Origin of the sequence: Streptomyces sp. NPDC051064 (assembly GCF_044455985.1) — a bacterium.
Lineage (GTDB): Bacteria > Actinomycetota > Actinomycetes > Streptomycetales > Streptomycetaceae > Streptomyces.
Genome location: NZ_JBITFK010000012.1, coordinates 202690 through 217099 on the forward strand (window position 1 = coordinate 202690; position 14410 = coordinate 217099).

General features: G+C 70.7%; 12 protein-coding genes. 9 read left to right on the forward strand and 3 right to left on the reverse strand.

All coding sequences use genetic code 11. The features are described 5' to 3' along the window. Nucleotides 1–11 precede the first annotated feature (11 nt). The 9 genes from ACIBCU_RS34875 (at nucleotide 12) to ACIBCU_RS34915 (ending at nucleotide 11773) form a co-directional block, all read left to right on the forward strand. Nucleotides 12–2594, forward strand: a complete 2583-nt coding sequence (locus ACIBCU_RS34875; protein WP_399236425.1) for a polysaccharide lyase family 8 super-sandwich domain-containing protein — start codon at nucleotides 12–14, stop codon at nucleotides 2592–2594. 52 nt (nucleotides 2595–2646) lie between these two features. Continuing rightward, a complete protein-coding gene (locus tag ACIBCU_RS34880) occupies nucleotides 2647–3549 on the forward strand; it encodes an aldo/keto reductase (protein ID WP_399236427.1) in 903 nt (300 codons plus the stop codon). Continuing rightward, nucleotides 3546–4202 carry a DUF402 domain-containing protein gene (locus ACIBCU_RS34885; protein ID WP_362932529.1) on the forward strand — a complete coding sequence of 219 codons (657 nt, stop codon included), beginning with the start codon at nucleotides 3546–3548 and terminating at the stop codon, nucleotides 4200–4202. Before ACIBCU_RS34880 ends, ACIBCU_RS34885 begins: the two co-directional genes overlap by 4 nt. A 355-nt stretch (nucleotides 4203–4557) precedes the next feature. Continuing rightward, complete coding sequence (locus tag ACIBCU_RS34890; RefSeq protein ID WP_014047394.1) at nucleotides 4558–4866, forward strand: hypothetical protein; 309 nt, start codon at nucleotides 4558–4560, stop codon at nucleotides 4864–4866. A gap of 189 nt (nucleotides 4867–5055) precedes the next feature. Then, entirely contained in the window at nucleotides 5056–5922 is an 867-nt protein-coding gene (locus ACIBCU_RS34895) for a hypothetical protein (RefSeq protein WP_399236430.1), read from the forward strand. Next, nucleotides 5912–7249, forward strand: a complete 1338-nt coding sequence (locus tag ACIBCU_RS34900; RefSeq protein WP_399236432.1) for a hypothetical protein — start codon at nucleotides 5912–5914, stop codon at nucleotides 7247–7249. The genes ACIBCU_RS34895 and ACIBCU_RS34900 overlap by 11 nt, the downstream gene beginning before the upstream one ends. After that, nucleotides 7246–8796, forward strand: coding sequence for an SCO6880 family protein (locus ACIBCU_RS34905; RefSeq protein WP_362932523.1), 1551 nt, complete (start codon nucleotides 7246–7248; stop codon nucleotides 8794–8796). The genes ACIBCU_RS34900 and ACIBCU_RS34905 overlap by 4 nt, the downstream gene beginning before the upstream one ends. Before the next feature lie 18 nt (nucleotides 8797–8814). Continuing rightward, a complete protein-coding gene (locus ACIBCU_RS34910) occupies nucleotides 8815–10233 on the forward strand; it encodes an ATP-binding protein (RefSeq protein ID WP_362932521.1) in 1419 nt (472 codons plus the stop codon). A 1-nt stretch (nucleotide 10234) separates the two neighbouring features. After that, a complete protein-coding gene (locus ACIBCU_RS34915; protein ID WP_399236434.1) occupies nucleotides 10235–11773 on the forward strand; it encodes a type VI secretion protein in 1539 nt (512 codons plus the stop codon). A gap of 18 nt (nucleotides 11774–11791) precedes the next feature. On the opposite strand, the gene ACIBCU_RS34920 is transcribed toward ACIBCU_RS34915, so the two are convergent. The 3 genes from ACIBCU_RS34920 to ACIBCU_RS34930 all read right to left on the reverse strand — a co-directional run bounded on the left by ACIBCU_RS34920 (nucleotide 11792) and on the right by ACIBCU_RS34930 (nucleotide 14184). Further along, a complete protein-coding gene (locus tag ACIBCU_RS34920) occupies nucleotides 11792–12346 on the reverse strand; it encodes a GNAT family N-acetyltransferase (RefSeq protein WP_362932517.1) in 555 nt (184 codons plus the stop codon). A 201-nt stretch (nucleotides 12347–12547) separates the two neighbouring features. Then, complete coding sequence (locus ACIBCU_RS34925) at nucleotides 12548–13768, reverse strand: RNA polymerase sigma factor (protein WP_399236437.1); 1221 nt, start codon at nucleotides 13766–13768, stop codon at nucleotides 12548–12550. 8 nt (nucleotides 13769–13776) lie between these two features. Then, the gene (locus tag ACIBCU_RS34930) at nucleotides 13777–14184 is read right to left on the reverse strand and encodes a YciI family protein (RefSeq protein WP_399236439.1); all 408 of its coding nucleotides are present in this window, start codon (nucleotides 14182–14184) and stop codon (nucleotides 13777–13779) included. Nucleotides 14185–14410 lie beyond the last annotated feature (226 nt).

Below are 14410 nucleotides of genomic sequence, written 5' to 3' on the forward strand. Positions count from 1 at the left end.
GGAGCGTACTGGTGGAGTTCTCGCGTCGTTCCGCACTGTCCGTGATCCCCGCCGCCACGCTCTGGGCACTGTCCCGGACACTGCGGGCGGAGGCCGCTCCCGGGCGCGTTTCCGCCGCCTCCCAGGAGTCGCCCGGCTCCTCGGACAGGGTCCCGGACGCCCTGCTCACCAACACCGTCGCGGTCTTCGCCGGCACCGCCGAGTCCAACGCCCGCCCCGAGGTCGCCCCCAAACTCGCTTCCCTGCGGGCGACGGCGCAGGCCCGGCTCGCCGCGATGGACGGCGCCGGGACGGACGAGCTCTTCGAGGGCCTACCGCTCGGCACCAGCGACCCCAACCTGAGCACGTCGTACCAGTACCTCTACGAGATCGCTCTCGCCACCTGTCTCCCCGACACCCACGCCTCCGACCCGCATGACGATGACACGGCCGTCCGGCGCCGGGTCGTCGACGGCCTGGCGCATCTCCACGACGACTGGTTCGGCGACCAGTCGAAGGGCTACTACGGCAACTGGTTCCACTGGGAGATCGGCATCCCGACCCATGTGACCAAGACCCTGGTCCTGCTCAGGGAGGAGCTCGCGGCATACCGGCCGGAGCTCACAGCGACGTACATCGCCTCCATGGACGCGTACCTCCGCAACGGCAAGGACGGCGACGTCGATCTCGACTCCCGCTTCCACACCGGCGCCAATCTCGCCGACATCACGACGAACCGGATCCTGCAAGGCGCCCTGCTCGGAGACGAGGCCCGCATCACCAAGGCCCTCGCCGACCAGCTGACCGTCTACTCGACGATCGACCCGTACCAGCCGCGCCACGGGGTCACCGACGGTTTCTACGCCGACGGCTCGTTCGTCCAGCACTCGTCCGTCGCGTACACCGGCTCCTACGGCAAGGGGCTGCTCACCCGGATCGTCCAGACCGTCAAAATCACGGACGGCACCGGCTACCTCCCCGACGAGAGCCTCGTCGGCGTCGTACAGGGCTGGGTCGCCGACGGTTTCGCTCCGCTGATCTTCGAGGGCTGGATGATGGAGATCGTCAAGGGGCGGGCGGTCTCCCGGACCGGCACGGGATACGCGGACGTCACCGCCGTCGTGGAGGCGGTCGTCGACCTCTCCGCACACACCACGGGCAGCGACGCCGAAGCTCTCGCGGGGTACGTCACCTACGTGCGGGAGACCTCGAAGGTGGCCCTCGACACCACGTCCTTCGTCTCCCCCGTCAGCATCGCCCGCTATGCCGACATCCTGGCCTCTTCCGCGCCCGCCCGGGACCTCGCCCCCGCCGCCTCGCACGGCGCGTTCAACGCGATGGACCGCACCGTCCACCGCCGGCCCGGTTACGCCTTCGCCCTCGCCCGCAGTTCCGAACGCGTCAGCAAGTACGAGTACATGAACGGCGAGAACCTGATGCCGTGGTTCCAGGGTGACGGCGCCCACTATCTCTACCTCTCCGGCGTGGACCAGCGGCAGGCGTTCGGCATCGACTACTTCACCGCCGTCCCGCCCCACCGCCTCGCGGGCGTCACCGCCCCCGCCGAAACGCGACGCAGCGTCCCCGAGCTCTACGGCACCCTCTGGTACGACAATCCGGAGCGCGGCTTCACCTCGTCCTCCGAGTCCCAGAACACGTACGTCTACTTCCCCCGTGGCACCCAGGCGTTCTCCGGCGGTGCCCGCCTCGGCGCGTACGGGGTGGCCGGTCTCGTACAGTCCGACGACGCCGCGTACGCCGCCCAGCAGGCGGGCACGCTGCCCGGGGACTTCGTCGCCTACCGGGCGGCGGGTGCCACCAGGTCGTGGCTCATGTTCGACGACGAGATCCTCGTCCTCTCCGCGGGCGTGACCGGCCTGGCCGGCCGCGCGGTGACCACGACGGTCGACAGCCGCATCGCCGACCCCTCCTCCCCGGTCGTCGTCACGGGTGGCCTGCGCGACGGATCACCCTGGGAGGCCGCCGGGACCGCACCGCCGGCCTGGCTGCGGTACGCCGACGAAGCGCAGGGAACCGCGGTCGGCTACGTCTTCCTGTCCGGTCCCGCCCCGGTCGTCGCACTCGGCACGGTCACGCGCAGCCGCCGTCTCGTACGGCTCACCAACGCGGACACGGCGGTGACCAAGCAGCTCTTCACACTGTCCTACGAGCAGGCCGCCGGAGGGCGCCCCATCGCGACGGCGCACGCCCTCGTCCCGAACGCCTCGGCGCAGCAGTTGTCGTCGTACGCCCACGGCCCGCTCTCCGTGCTGTCCAACACGGTCCGCCTGCAGGCCGCCGTACACGCCCACCTCGGCATCACCGCCGCCAACGCCTTCACCCCGGGGACGCACCACGCGGGGCGCCTGTCGATCGACGGCCCGGCGTCGGTCCTGCTGCGCCGCACCGGAGGCGGCACGTACGCCATCGCGGTGTCGGACCCCACCACGAAGCGGCGCACCGTCTCGGTCACCCTCCACGGCCGGCCGCTGCGACGCCTCTCGGCCGACACCGGGGTCCGCGTCCGCCACGTTCCCGGCGGCACCCGCCTCGACATCACGACGCACCAGGCCTACGGGCGGAGCTTCACGGCGGCTCTGACCGAGAGGCCCTGACGGGAGCCGGGGCGAGAAGGGGCGCCCGGCACCCGACGAGTGAAAGAATCCGATGATGCCCTCATCATCGGAAACGATCAACGCATCGGCCTCCGGCACCTGGAAGCTCGGCGACCTGACGGTCAACCGCCTCGGCTTCGGCTCGATGCGGCTCCCCCAGAACGGCGCGGCGTTCGGCGACGGAACTCCCAGCGACCGGGCCCGGGCACTGGAGGTCCTGCGCCGCGCCGCCGAGCTCGGCGTGAACCACATCGACACCGCCGCCTTCTACTTCTCGCCGCTGCGGTCCGCCAACGAGCTCATCAACAGCGCGCTCGCCCCGTACGCCGACGACCTGGTCATCACCACCAAGGTCGGCCCCGGCCGGGACCCCTCCGGCGCATGGGTGTGGGCCACTCCGGAGCAGCTGCGCGGCCAGGTCGAGGAGAATCTGCGCCAGCTCGGCCGTGACCACCTGGACGTGGTCAACCTGCGCCTCGCGCGCAGCCAGGCCACCGCCTCCGTCGCCGATCACTTCGGCGCCCTGGCAGAACTCCGCACAGCCGGACTCATCCGCCACCTGGGCATCTCCAACACCACACCGGACCAGCTCGCCGAGGCCCAGGGCATCGCGCCCGTGGTCTGCGTGCAGAACGCGTACGGCATCGGCTCCCCCGCCGAGGACCACGCCTTCCTCCGCGACTGCGGCGAGCAGGGCATCGCCTTCGTACCGTTCTTCGCCATCGCCGGAGCGGGGCGCGAGGAGGGCTCGAACGACGACCGGAGCGAGGCGGTGCTGACCGTCGCCGGCCGCCACGGGGCGACAGCCGCGCAGGTACACCTGTCCTGGACGCTCCACCAGGGGCCGCACGTGCTCGCCATCCCCGGCACCGGCAACCCGGACCACCTCGCCGAGAACGTGGCCGCCGGGGCGCTGCGGCTCACGCCGGAAGACCTGAGCCTCCTCGCGTCATGAGCGACACCGGGGGCGGGGCGGAGGCCGGGCAGGTCCTGCGCTGGAACCTCTTCATCGGTGGGCATCTGAGTTCCTCCGTACCCGTACGCCTGGTCGAACGCACGGACGAGGCCCAGTTGGTGTGGCTGGAGACCGGCACCCCGATGTGGCGTACGGACCTGCCCCGTGGGGCCCACCTCCGGGACATCGCGCCCGAGCACCGGCCGGCCCAGGGCTATCCGGCGAGGGCCGGCCGGTGGCCCATGGGCAGCGCGCTCATCCACCAGCCGGCCGGGGCCGGCCACGCGGTGTTCTGGTTCTTCGGGCGGAGGCAGAAGTTCGCCGGCTGGTACGTGAATCTGGAGCACCGGACCCATCACGGCGAGGACATCGACGTGGCCGACCACGAGTTGGACATCACCGTGGCGGCGGACCGCAGCTGGCGATGGAAGGACGAGCGGTCGTTCGCCGAGAAGACCGGGCACCCCGCGTACTGGTCGACGGAGGAGGCGGCGGCGATCCGTGCCGAGGGGGAGCGCGTGGCCCGTCTCGCCGCGTCGGGGGCGTTCCCGTTCGACGGCTCCTGGTGCGACTTCAAGCCACCGTCCCGCTGGAAGACCCCGGCCCGGGGACCGGCGCCCGTACGCACCGTGCTCCGAGAGGGAAGCCCGTGAGTCCTTCCCCGCACGGCACCTGATGACGCGTCGGCCGGAAGCCCCCGGCGCACACACGGCTCTCGAACAGCGCGTACGAATGCCCGTCGGCCCGTGAACGCATCGACCGCATCCGGAACCATGGCCACCGTCGTTGCTAGCCGTCACACCGCGTGATACACAGAGTAACCATGCATATGCAGGCAGAACCCTACGTGAGCCGCAGGTCAGGGCGGCTTCTCCGGTCAAACGTGCGAGATCCGGGTAAAGAGACCCGGGAAGGCGTCGTGCGATGCCGGTTTCATCAGCGAAGATAGAGGCCGACCCGTGTCGCACGGCACGGGCTGCGAACTACCCAACAGGGGCGGTGACTTACATGATCCTGGCAGCTGAAAAGGGCGATATCACCACCATCATCGGCGGAATCGCCCCGAACTGGGGGCCGTTCGGGACCCTGGGCAACGAGGCGCGCATCATGATCGAGGTGGTGATGGCGGTAGCCATCCTGCTCTGTCTCGGCATCGCGATCTGGGGTGCGGCGAAACAGCGCATCGGCGCGACGGCGCTGCGCGACACCTTCAGCGCGGAACAGGGCAAGGGTCTGATCGTGGCGGGGCTGACCGGCGTCTTCATCATCGGATCGCTGGGCACACTGTTCACCATTGTGTACGGCATGGCTGTCTGACCGCCTGTCAGGCCGCAGTCCTGCCCCAGGGCCACCCGTTCCCGTCCACCCCACACCATCCGTCCGTCGTGCCCACCGGCAGAGGTTGCGTCCCCTGATGTCGAGTCACCACACCGCGCCCACGCGGAAACCAGCACCGCTACGGTCGTACTACGCGGAACTGTTCACGGCTGAGGGGGCGTACGCGGCATGAGCCAGGGCGACGAGCGCGGCTACGGCGGCAACGAGCCGGGGGGGCACCCGGACGACGCGTACAGCACCCTCGGCGGGACACGCCAGACACGCACGCGCCTGCCCGACGGCGACGAGGGCGACGGCTACGGCCGCCGGCCCGCCCGGAACTCCCGCTCGCTGATCATGGTGGTGGGCGTGGTGGTCCTGCTGGTCGCGGCGATCGCGTTCGCGAACCAGGGCGGGGGCGGGGCCTCGGGCGGCGGCAGCGAGAAGAAGCCGGAAGCGGCGGGAGCGGGCCCCACCGCCGCGACGGGCACGAAGCCGGTCCAGGGCAAGAACGGCACGATCGCCTCGGGCTTCGCGCATGACGAGCAGGGGGCGCAGAGCGCGGCGGCGAATTACGCGGTGGCGCTGGGGTCTGACGGCATGTTCAACAAGGCGCAGCGACACGACATTGTCCAGTCGATCGCCGACACAAGCAGAGTCAACGATCTCCAGGCGGGGTTCGATGCCGACTACTCCGAGCAGTTCGCGGCACAGATCGGCCTCAGCGCGGACGGAAGCGCCCCACCGGGAGCGACGTTCGTCAACCGCACTCTCCCGGCAGGCACGAAGGTCAAGAGCTATTCAGCGGGCACTGCCCAGGTTGATGTCTGGTGCTCCGGGTTGTTCGGCTTGACAGGTGACCAATCCACGAAGCCTGTGACGAACGGGTGGTTCACCGTCTCCATGACCCTGAAGTGGGACGGGACTGACTGGAAGGTTTTGGAGACCGGCCAGAAGGAAGGGCCGACGCCGGTGACGGGCGACAACCCCGTTTCGGGCTCCGACGAGATCGCCGATGCAGTTGAACAATTCGGAGGGTTCACCTATGCCCGGTAGCCCTCGGAACCGTATGCGTTCCATCGTCGGCGCGTTCGCAGCCGTGCAGGCCTCATTGATTCTGCTGGCACCCCGAGCGGTGGCAGCGCCCAGCCCAACCCCGTCCCCGTCGGGCAGCAGCGACCCGTGCGAGTTGATCGCAGGCCCGGCGCGCGACTACTGCGACGGCGGCGGGAGCGCCCCCCGCAGCACGCCCCCCATCACCGACGACGCCCTGGACCCCCTCACCTCCCTCGCCCGCGGCTGCGCCGACGCCGCCGCCTACCTCGTGGGCAAGCTGAGCGAGGCCGTGGAGAGCACCGCGACCGTCGACTTCACCAACTCGACCTTCCGCACCCAGTACGCCGTCGTCTTCGCCGCGTCCACCATCCTCACTCTGGTCCTCTGGCTCTTCGCCGTGGCCAAGCGCGCCATCAGGGGCGTGCCGTTCACCACCGCGATCTCCGAGGCCATCGGATTCCTCTGGCTGACGGTCCTGGCCTCGGCCTTCACCCCGCTCATCCTGTACGTGGTCGTCTCGGCCACCGACGGCGTCACCGAGGTCATCTCCGCCGCGACGGGCGGGCAGACCGATGTCTTCTTCGGCTCGTTCGCCGAGGCGCTCAAGAAGGGCACCGACATCGGCGGCGGCCCGATCATGCTGATCGTCGTATCGCTCGTGTCGATCCTCGCCGCCGGCATCCTGTGGCTGGAGCTCGTGATCCGGGCCGCCCTGCTCTACGTGGGCGCACTGCTGGGTGTCGTCGTGTACTCCGGGCTCGTGGACAAGAACATGTGGGGCCACGTGCGCCGCTGGGCGGGCATCATGATCGCCGTGATCATGGTGAAGCCCGTCATCGTCATCGTGCTGGGGCTCGCCGGGGCGCTCTCCGCCGACGACGGGCCCAACGCCTTCTCGGCCGTCGTGTCAGGCCTCGCCATCATCCTGCTGGCCATCTTCGCCTCCGCCATGATCTACCGCTTCGTCCCCGGCTTCGGCGACGAGATCCAGGGCGCCCGCACCAACCGCAAGCAGGCCACCGACGGCTCCCAGGCCGCCGCGATGATCAGCTCGCCCGCCGCTCTCGTCTCCCAGGGCATCAAGACGCACAGCGGCCGTGGCGGCGGCGGCGGTGAAGGAGGCGGGGGAGGCGGAGGCGCCAGGCCCGCCAACCCGGTCAGCGGCGGAGTCGCCGCCCACAGCTCCCGTACACCGGGCGGAGGCGGCTCCGCGCCCTCCCCCCGCAGCGGGTCCGGACCCACCTCCGGCACCCCTCACAGCAGCCGCTCCCCCCGAGGCGGTTCAGGCAGCACAGGTAACACGAGCACAGGAGGTGGAGGGCGTTGACGACCCAGTCCCACACGATCGCGCCCCGCCGTACGTATCTCATCGGCCGCGCCCGGCCGAACGCGATCGTCGGCAAGAACCGTGAGACGGGCGAGATCGCGCTGATCATCGCCGGAGCGTTCCTCGGCATGATGAGCGGACTCCTCGTCCCGGTCCTCTCCCTCCGGATCGTGACGCTCGTGGGCTTCCCCATGCTGGCCCTGGCCGTCGTGTACTTCCCGTACAAGGGCCGCACCTTCTACAAGTGGTTCGAGATCAACCGCAGCTTCAAGCGCACCCTGCGCCGCGGCACCGCCTACCGTTCCTCCGTCATGGAGGCCGGGGTCAGCGCCGACGGGCGTGAGGTGGAGATCGGGCCGCCGCCGGGCATCGGCCGGATCAGCTGGCTCGCCGCACCGTTCGGCCCCGACGAGATCGCCGTACTGCTGCACGCCGACCGGCGTACGGTCACCGCCGCCATCGAGATCGAGGGCCCCGGCGTCGGCCTGCGTGACAGCGAGGACCAGGAGGCCCTGGTCGACCGCTTCGGCACCCTCCTCAAGCACGTGGCCAACGGCGACGGCTTCGTGACCCGCCTCCAGATGCTGGCCCGTACGCTGCCCGCCGACCCCGACGCACACGCCAAGGACGTCGCCCAGCGTGGCGACAGGTCGGCGCCCGGCTGGCTCCAGGAGTCCTACGACCAGCTCCAGTCGATGGTGTCGACCTCCAGCGAGCAGCACCGCGCCTACCTCGTCGCCTGCATGCACTACAGCCGCGATCTGGCGGCCGAGGCCAACGCCATGGCGCGCGCCGTACGCCCCAAGGGCGGCCGCAGGATCGACCGCGACGCGGGGCTCGCCGTCGTCATGGCGCGCGAGCTGACCGACATCTGCGCCCGCCTCGCCGAGGCGGACATCCGGGTCCGCCAGCCGCTCGGCCAGAGCCGGCTGGCCTCCCTCGTGCACTCGATGTACGACCCGGACCACCCCATCGACCACATCCAGGCGATGACGAAGCGCAACGCCTGGCCGGCCGAACTCGACGCGGTCGAGCCGACCTTCCTCCAGGCCAAGACCCGCGAGTCGACGACGCGCGCCCCCTGGTGCCACTCGACGGCCTGGGTGAAGGAATGGCCGATGACCCCCGTCGGCGTCAACTTCCTGGCCCCCCTCCTCGTCCACACGCCCGATGTGATCCGTACGGTCGCGGTCACCATGGACCTCGAACCCACCGAGGTCGCCATCGAGCGCATGCTGACGGAGAAGACCAACGACGACGCCGAAGCCAGCCGCCAGGCGAAGATGAACCGCACGGTCGACCCGCGCGACATCGCCGCTCACGGCAGGCTCGACCAGCGGGGTGAAGATCTGGCGAGCGGCGCGGCCGGGGTGAATCTGGTGGGGTACATCACCGTGTCGTCCCGGTCCCCCGAGGCGCTCGCCCGCGACAAGCGGACCATCCGGGCCTCGGCCGGCAAGTCGTATCTCAAGCTGGAGTGGTGCGACCGGGAACACCATCGTGCGTTTGTGAACACCTTGCCGTTCGCCACCGGCATCCGTCGCTAACGAGAGGGCAGTCACGCCATGCGAGATCCGCTGTCCGCGTTGTCGGATGCCTTCACCGCCTTCCTCTTCGGGAACGTGGAGACGACCCGGCTGCCGGTGCGTACGTCGACGGGCCAGGCCCAGGCCGTCTACCTGCCGACCGCCGCGCCCGGCCTCGGCGACTCCGGCGTGATCATCGGGCGTGAGGTGTATTCGGGCAAGGGCTACATCTACGACCCGTTCCAGCTGTACGGGCAGCAGCTGCCGGCCCCGCACTGGCTGGTGCTCGGCGAGTCGGGCAACGGCAAGTCGGCGCTGGAGAAGACCTACGTGCTCCGCCAGCTCCGCTTCCGCGACCGCCAAGTCGTCGTCCTGGACGCCCAGGGCGAGGACGGCGTCGGCGAGTGGAACCTCATCGCCGAGGAGCTGGGCATCACGCCCATCCGCCTCGACCCGACCGCCGCGCTGAACGACGGGATCCGGCTCAACCCGCTCGACCCCTCGATCACCACGACGGGCCAGCTCGCCCTGCTCCGTACGATCATCGAGGTCGCCATGGGCCATGGCCTCGACGAGCGGTCCGGCTTCGCACTCAAGGTCGCACACGCGTACGTCAACGACACGATCGTCGACCGCCAGCCGGTCCTGATGGACATCGTGGAGCAACTACGCCACCCGAAGCCCGAGTCCGCCGCGGCGATGAACGTGGACATAGACGACGTGCGGGCCTGGGGCCTGGACGTCGCCCTCGTCCTGGACCGGCTCGTGGACGGTGACCTCCGCGGCATGTTCGACGGACCGACCACGATCGGCATCGACCTCGACGCGCCGCTGATCGTCTTCGACCTCTCGCACATCGACCGGAACTCCATCGCGATGCCGATCCTCATGGCGATCGTCGGTGTCTGGCTGGAGCACACCTGGATCAGGCCCGACCGGAAGAAGCGCATCTTCCTCGTCGAGGAGGCCTGGCACATCATCAACTCGCCCTTCGTAGCACAGCTCTTCCAGCGCCTGCTGAAGTTCGGCCGACGCCTCGGGCTGTCCTTCGTCGCGGTCGTCCACCACCTCAGTGACGTCGTCGACGGAGCCGCGGCGAAGGAAGCGGCGGCCATCCTGAAGATGGCCTCCACCCGCACGATCTACGCCCAGAAGGCGGACGAGGCGAGAGCGACGGGCAAGGTCATCGGCCTGCCCAGGTGGGCGGTCGAGATCATCCCGACGCTGACGCCCGGCATCGCCGTATGGGACGTCAACGGCAACGTGCAGGTCGTCAAGCACCTGATCACCGAGGCGGAACGCCCCCTGGTCTTCACCGACCGCGCGATGACCGAGGGTTCCACGACGGACCTGCTCCCCGAGGACGTACGGGCCGCGGAGCTGGAGGCGGAGCAGCGGGCGGCGCGGATCGAGCACCAGCAACGGCTGAACGAGTCGTCCGAGTCAACGGTGGCATGACATGGCACGCCAGGCACCATCCGGTTCGGGGCGCGGCGGCGACGGCCAGGGCGGCGTCCCGGACGGGCTGCTGATCGGCCTCCTGGCCTTCCTCTTCGGGCTGACGGTCCTGGCCTGGACGGCCACGGGCCTCGCCGGACTGTTCGCCCACGGTGGCTGGCCGGACGGCGTCACGTTCACGCGGACGCCACTGGCCCTGCGCGCCCTGGCCGTCGAGCCGACGGACCTGCCGGGCGCCTGGCCGGACACCCCGCCGGGCGAGCTCTCCGGGTACGGGCTGTTCTGGGGCCTGTTCATCGGCGAGGTGATGGTGCTGCTCGTCCTGACCGTGTTCGCGGTGGGTGTGGTGGCCCGCTGGCGGCTGGTCCGGAACCAGAGGCGCGCGGCCCCGGCACCGTACGAACCCGACCGGGAGACCGTGCCCACAGGCCCGGCGGTCCAGGAGCCCACACGGGAAGCGACGACCACCGAAGCAGCACCCCGGACGCCCGCTCCGGCGCCCGCTCCGGCCCCCGTGGAGGCGGCCCCTGCGGAAGCTGCCCCGTACGCAGTGGAGCCCGCCCTCGCCGCGTACGCGCGAGAGCCCTCCCTGGTCCCCACGCCCCGTACCCCGCAGATCCTCTACGGCGCCTCCGCCGCCCGCCGCCCCGCCGTCGTCCAGGCCATCCGGGACGCCGACGGCCCCGCGCTCGTCGTGACCTCGGATCCCACCGTCTGGGCCGAGACGAAGGACGCCCGCAGCAAGCTCGGCCCGGTCCTCGTCTACGACCCGGGCCACCTCTGCGACACCCCGGCCCGCCTCCACTGGTCCCCCGTCGCGGGCTGCGAGGACCCCGCCACCGCCGGCTCCCGGGCGGCCGCCCTGCTCGCCCCGGTCCGCCCCCTGGCCAGGGTCGACGCGGCCGTCGCCGACACCGCCGGGACCCTCCTCCGGTGCTGGCTGCACGCCGCCGCCGTGGACGGCCGCCCCTTCCGCCAGGTCCACCGCTGGGCCTCGGGCTCCGGCGGCCACGAACCTGTCCGCGTGCTCCGCACACATCCCAAGGCGGCGTCCGGGCTCGCCGGGCTCCTGGAGTCCGCGCTCACCGCCTACCCCGAACGCCGGGAGATGGCCCAGGAACTGACCGTACGGGCCTTCGAGGCGCTCTCCTCGGTCCACATCCGGGAAGCGTGCACACCCAACCGAGCCGATGCGCTCGTGCTGGATTCTTTTGCACGTGAAGGGGGAACGCTCTATGTGGTCGGTGAACCCATCGAGGATCCTCACCACCACCCCGGTGCGATGCCCCTGCTCACCGCACTCGCCTCGCACGTGGTCGAGCACGGCCGCCGCATGGCCGCACGGTCAACCGACGGTCGGCTCGACCCACCAATGACGCTCGTCCTCGACGACGTCGCCGCCGTGGCTCCGCTCCCCCAGCTGCCGGAACTGCTTCTCGCCGGCCAGGACCAGGGGATGCCCGCCCTGGTCCTGCTCCGCTCCGAGGAACAGGCCCGTGCCCGCTGGCGGGAACGCCTGCCGGCACCCGGCCCGAGCTGACCGCGACGACAGCCGCACCTACTTCGGCCGGCGGATCTCGAACTCCAGTTCCAGGGACGCCGGATCACCCTGCATCGGCAGCGTCCGCCCCGTGGGGGCGAAGCCGATCCGGCGGTAGGAGGCCGCGGCACGCGCGTTGGCCTCGTGGACGTAGAGCCGCACCCGTTCCAGCGGCGGCCCGGCCAACGACCAGGCCCAGTCGATGGCCTCGCGGAACAGCGCGTCCACCACCCCGATCCCCCGGTGCTCCGGCCGTACGAACACCCCGACCAGGTGGGCCTGATCGACCTCCGCAGCCTCTCCGAACCCCGGCTCGCCCGCCCGCCGCTCGACGAGCACCGATACCGTCCCCGCCCACTGCCCGTCCGGAGCCTCGGCGACGAACTGACGGACGTGCGTCCCCTCGGCAGCGCCCGTCGTCCGCTCCTGCCAGAACACATCTGGCTTGGCCAGGGCCTGCTCGGACGTCTCCAGGAAGGCGATCGAGGCGACCGGGTCCCGTAGCGCCGCCAGCCGGATCTCCCTGGCCCGCTCCCACTCCTCCGCCCGCACCGCACGTACTACGTAGTCCATCCGCCGATCGTGCACCGCCGCCGCGGCCACGGCAAACGAGATACGCCGGGCGTCCGGCGACGGGACGCCTCGGCGTCGTACCCCGGCACGTCCAGCCCGCGGTCGGACGACCGCCACACCCGCTCCATAGCGCCGACCACACCCCGCGAGCCGCCGCATGGTGAACCCGGCCTTCACCGCCGTTCCCGGCCTTCACCGCCTTCACGACATGGCCCGGTTGAGCCGGGCGGCCTGGCGTGTCAGATGGTCCCGCTCGGCGAGGTTGGACGCTTTCCGGGCCGCCTCCGCGTACAGCCGTGCCGCCGTGGCCAGGTCGCCGTCCCGCTCGTGGAGGTACGCCGACACCGCTGTGTAGCGGGGGATGGGGTCTTCCCTGCTCAATGGGGTCTCCCTTGCTTGAGCGCAGCCGAGAGCTTGGGGAAGTTGCCGAGAGCTCGGGGAAGACGTGTTCAGCCCGTCGAGCGCCGCCAGACCGGCGCGCGGTCCGTCGGCCTCGCCGACGGCAACCGCACGGTTCAGCAGGACCACCGGGCTGTCCGTCAGGCGCGCGAGCTCGTCGTACCACTCGACGATCTGCACCCAGTCGGTCTCCTCGGCAGCAGGCGCGTCGGCGTGAAGCGCCGCGATGGCGGCCTGCGCCTGGTACTCACCCAGCTGGTCACGGGCGAGCGCCGCCTGAAGGATCTCCACGCCTGAAGCGATCAACTCGGTGTCCCAGAGCTCCCGGTCCTGCTCGACGAGCGGCACCAGGCTGCCGTCGGGAGCGCTCCGGGCCGCGCGCCGGGCATGGTGGAGCAGCATGAGGGCGAGCAGCCCCGCGACCTCGGGGTGGTCGATCGCGCCCGCGAGCTGCCGGGTGAGCCGGATCGCCTCGGCGGCGAGGTCGACATCACCGGAGTACCCCTCGTTGAAGACCAGATAGAGGACGCGCAGCACCGTGGCCACATTGCCGGGCTGGTCGAACTGCACCCCCGAGACGGTGCGCTTGGCCCGGCTGATGCGCTGCGCCATGGTCGCCTCGGGCACCAGATAGGCCTGGGCGATCTGGCGGGTGGTCAGCCCACCGACGGCGCGCAGCGTCAGCGCGACCGCCGATGCCGGGGTCAACGACGGGTGGGCACAGAGGAAGTAGAGCTGGAGCGTGTCGTCCACCGCCCGCGTCGGCCCGGGCGCCGGCTCCTCCTCGACGCGGTCCTCACGTCGGCGGCGGGCGGTGTCCGCCCGGGCCGCATCGAGGAACTTACGCCAGGCCACGGTGACCAGCCAGCCCTTGGGGTCGCGCGGCCGGTCGGCCGCCCAGACCCGGAGCGCCTCGACCAGAGCGTCCTGCACGGCGTCCTCGGCCGCCGCGAAATCAGCTCCGCGGCGGACGAGGACGGCGATCACGCTCGGCGTGAGGCTCCTGAGCAGAACCTCGTCCATCGCCGACGTCACTCCGTGATGGTGGGATGCGCGGTGAGGAACGGACGCACCTCCAGCCACTCGTGGATCGCCTTGCCACCCGCCCCTGGCGCGGCAGACAGCTCCCCGGCCAGCTCGACGGCGCGGTCGTAGCTGTCCACGTCGATGATCATCCAGCCGGCGATGAGGTCCTTGGTCTCCGCGAACGGACCGTCGGTGACCGGCGGCCGCCCCTCACCGCCGTAGCGGACCCACGCACCTTCGGGGGCGAGCGCCTGACCGTCGACAAACTCCCCCGTCTTCTCCAGCCGGGCCGCGAAGTCGTTCATGTACTGCACGTGAGCCGAGATCTCCTCCGGCGTCCATCGGTCCATCGGCACGTCGTTGACCGGAATCGGGCCACCGCGGTAGTGCTTGAGCAGCAGGTACTTGGCCATTGCGTCTCCCTCGATGCTGGTGCGACCCCATTGTGGTCGCCTTCACTACGGGGACGAAGCCAGGCACGGGTTCTCGACATCGCCGGCCAAACTTCTTCGGGCCGACCTGTGCGGTGACGCTCTGTGACTGACCGTGAACGCAGAAAAGCCCCGTGCCACAAGGGCACGGGGCTTTCCCGGAATAATTGTTCGGCGGCGTCCTACTCTCCCACAGGGTCCCCCCTGC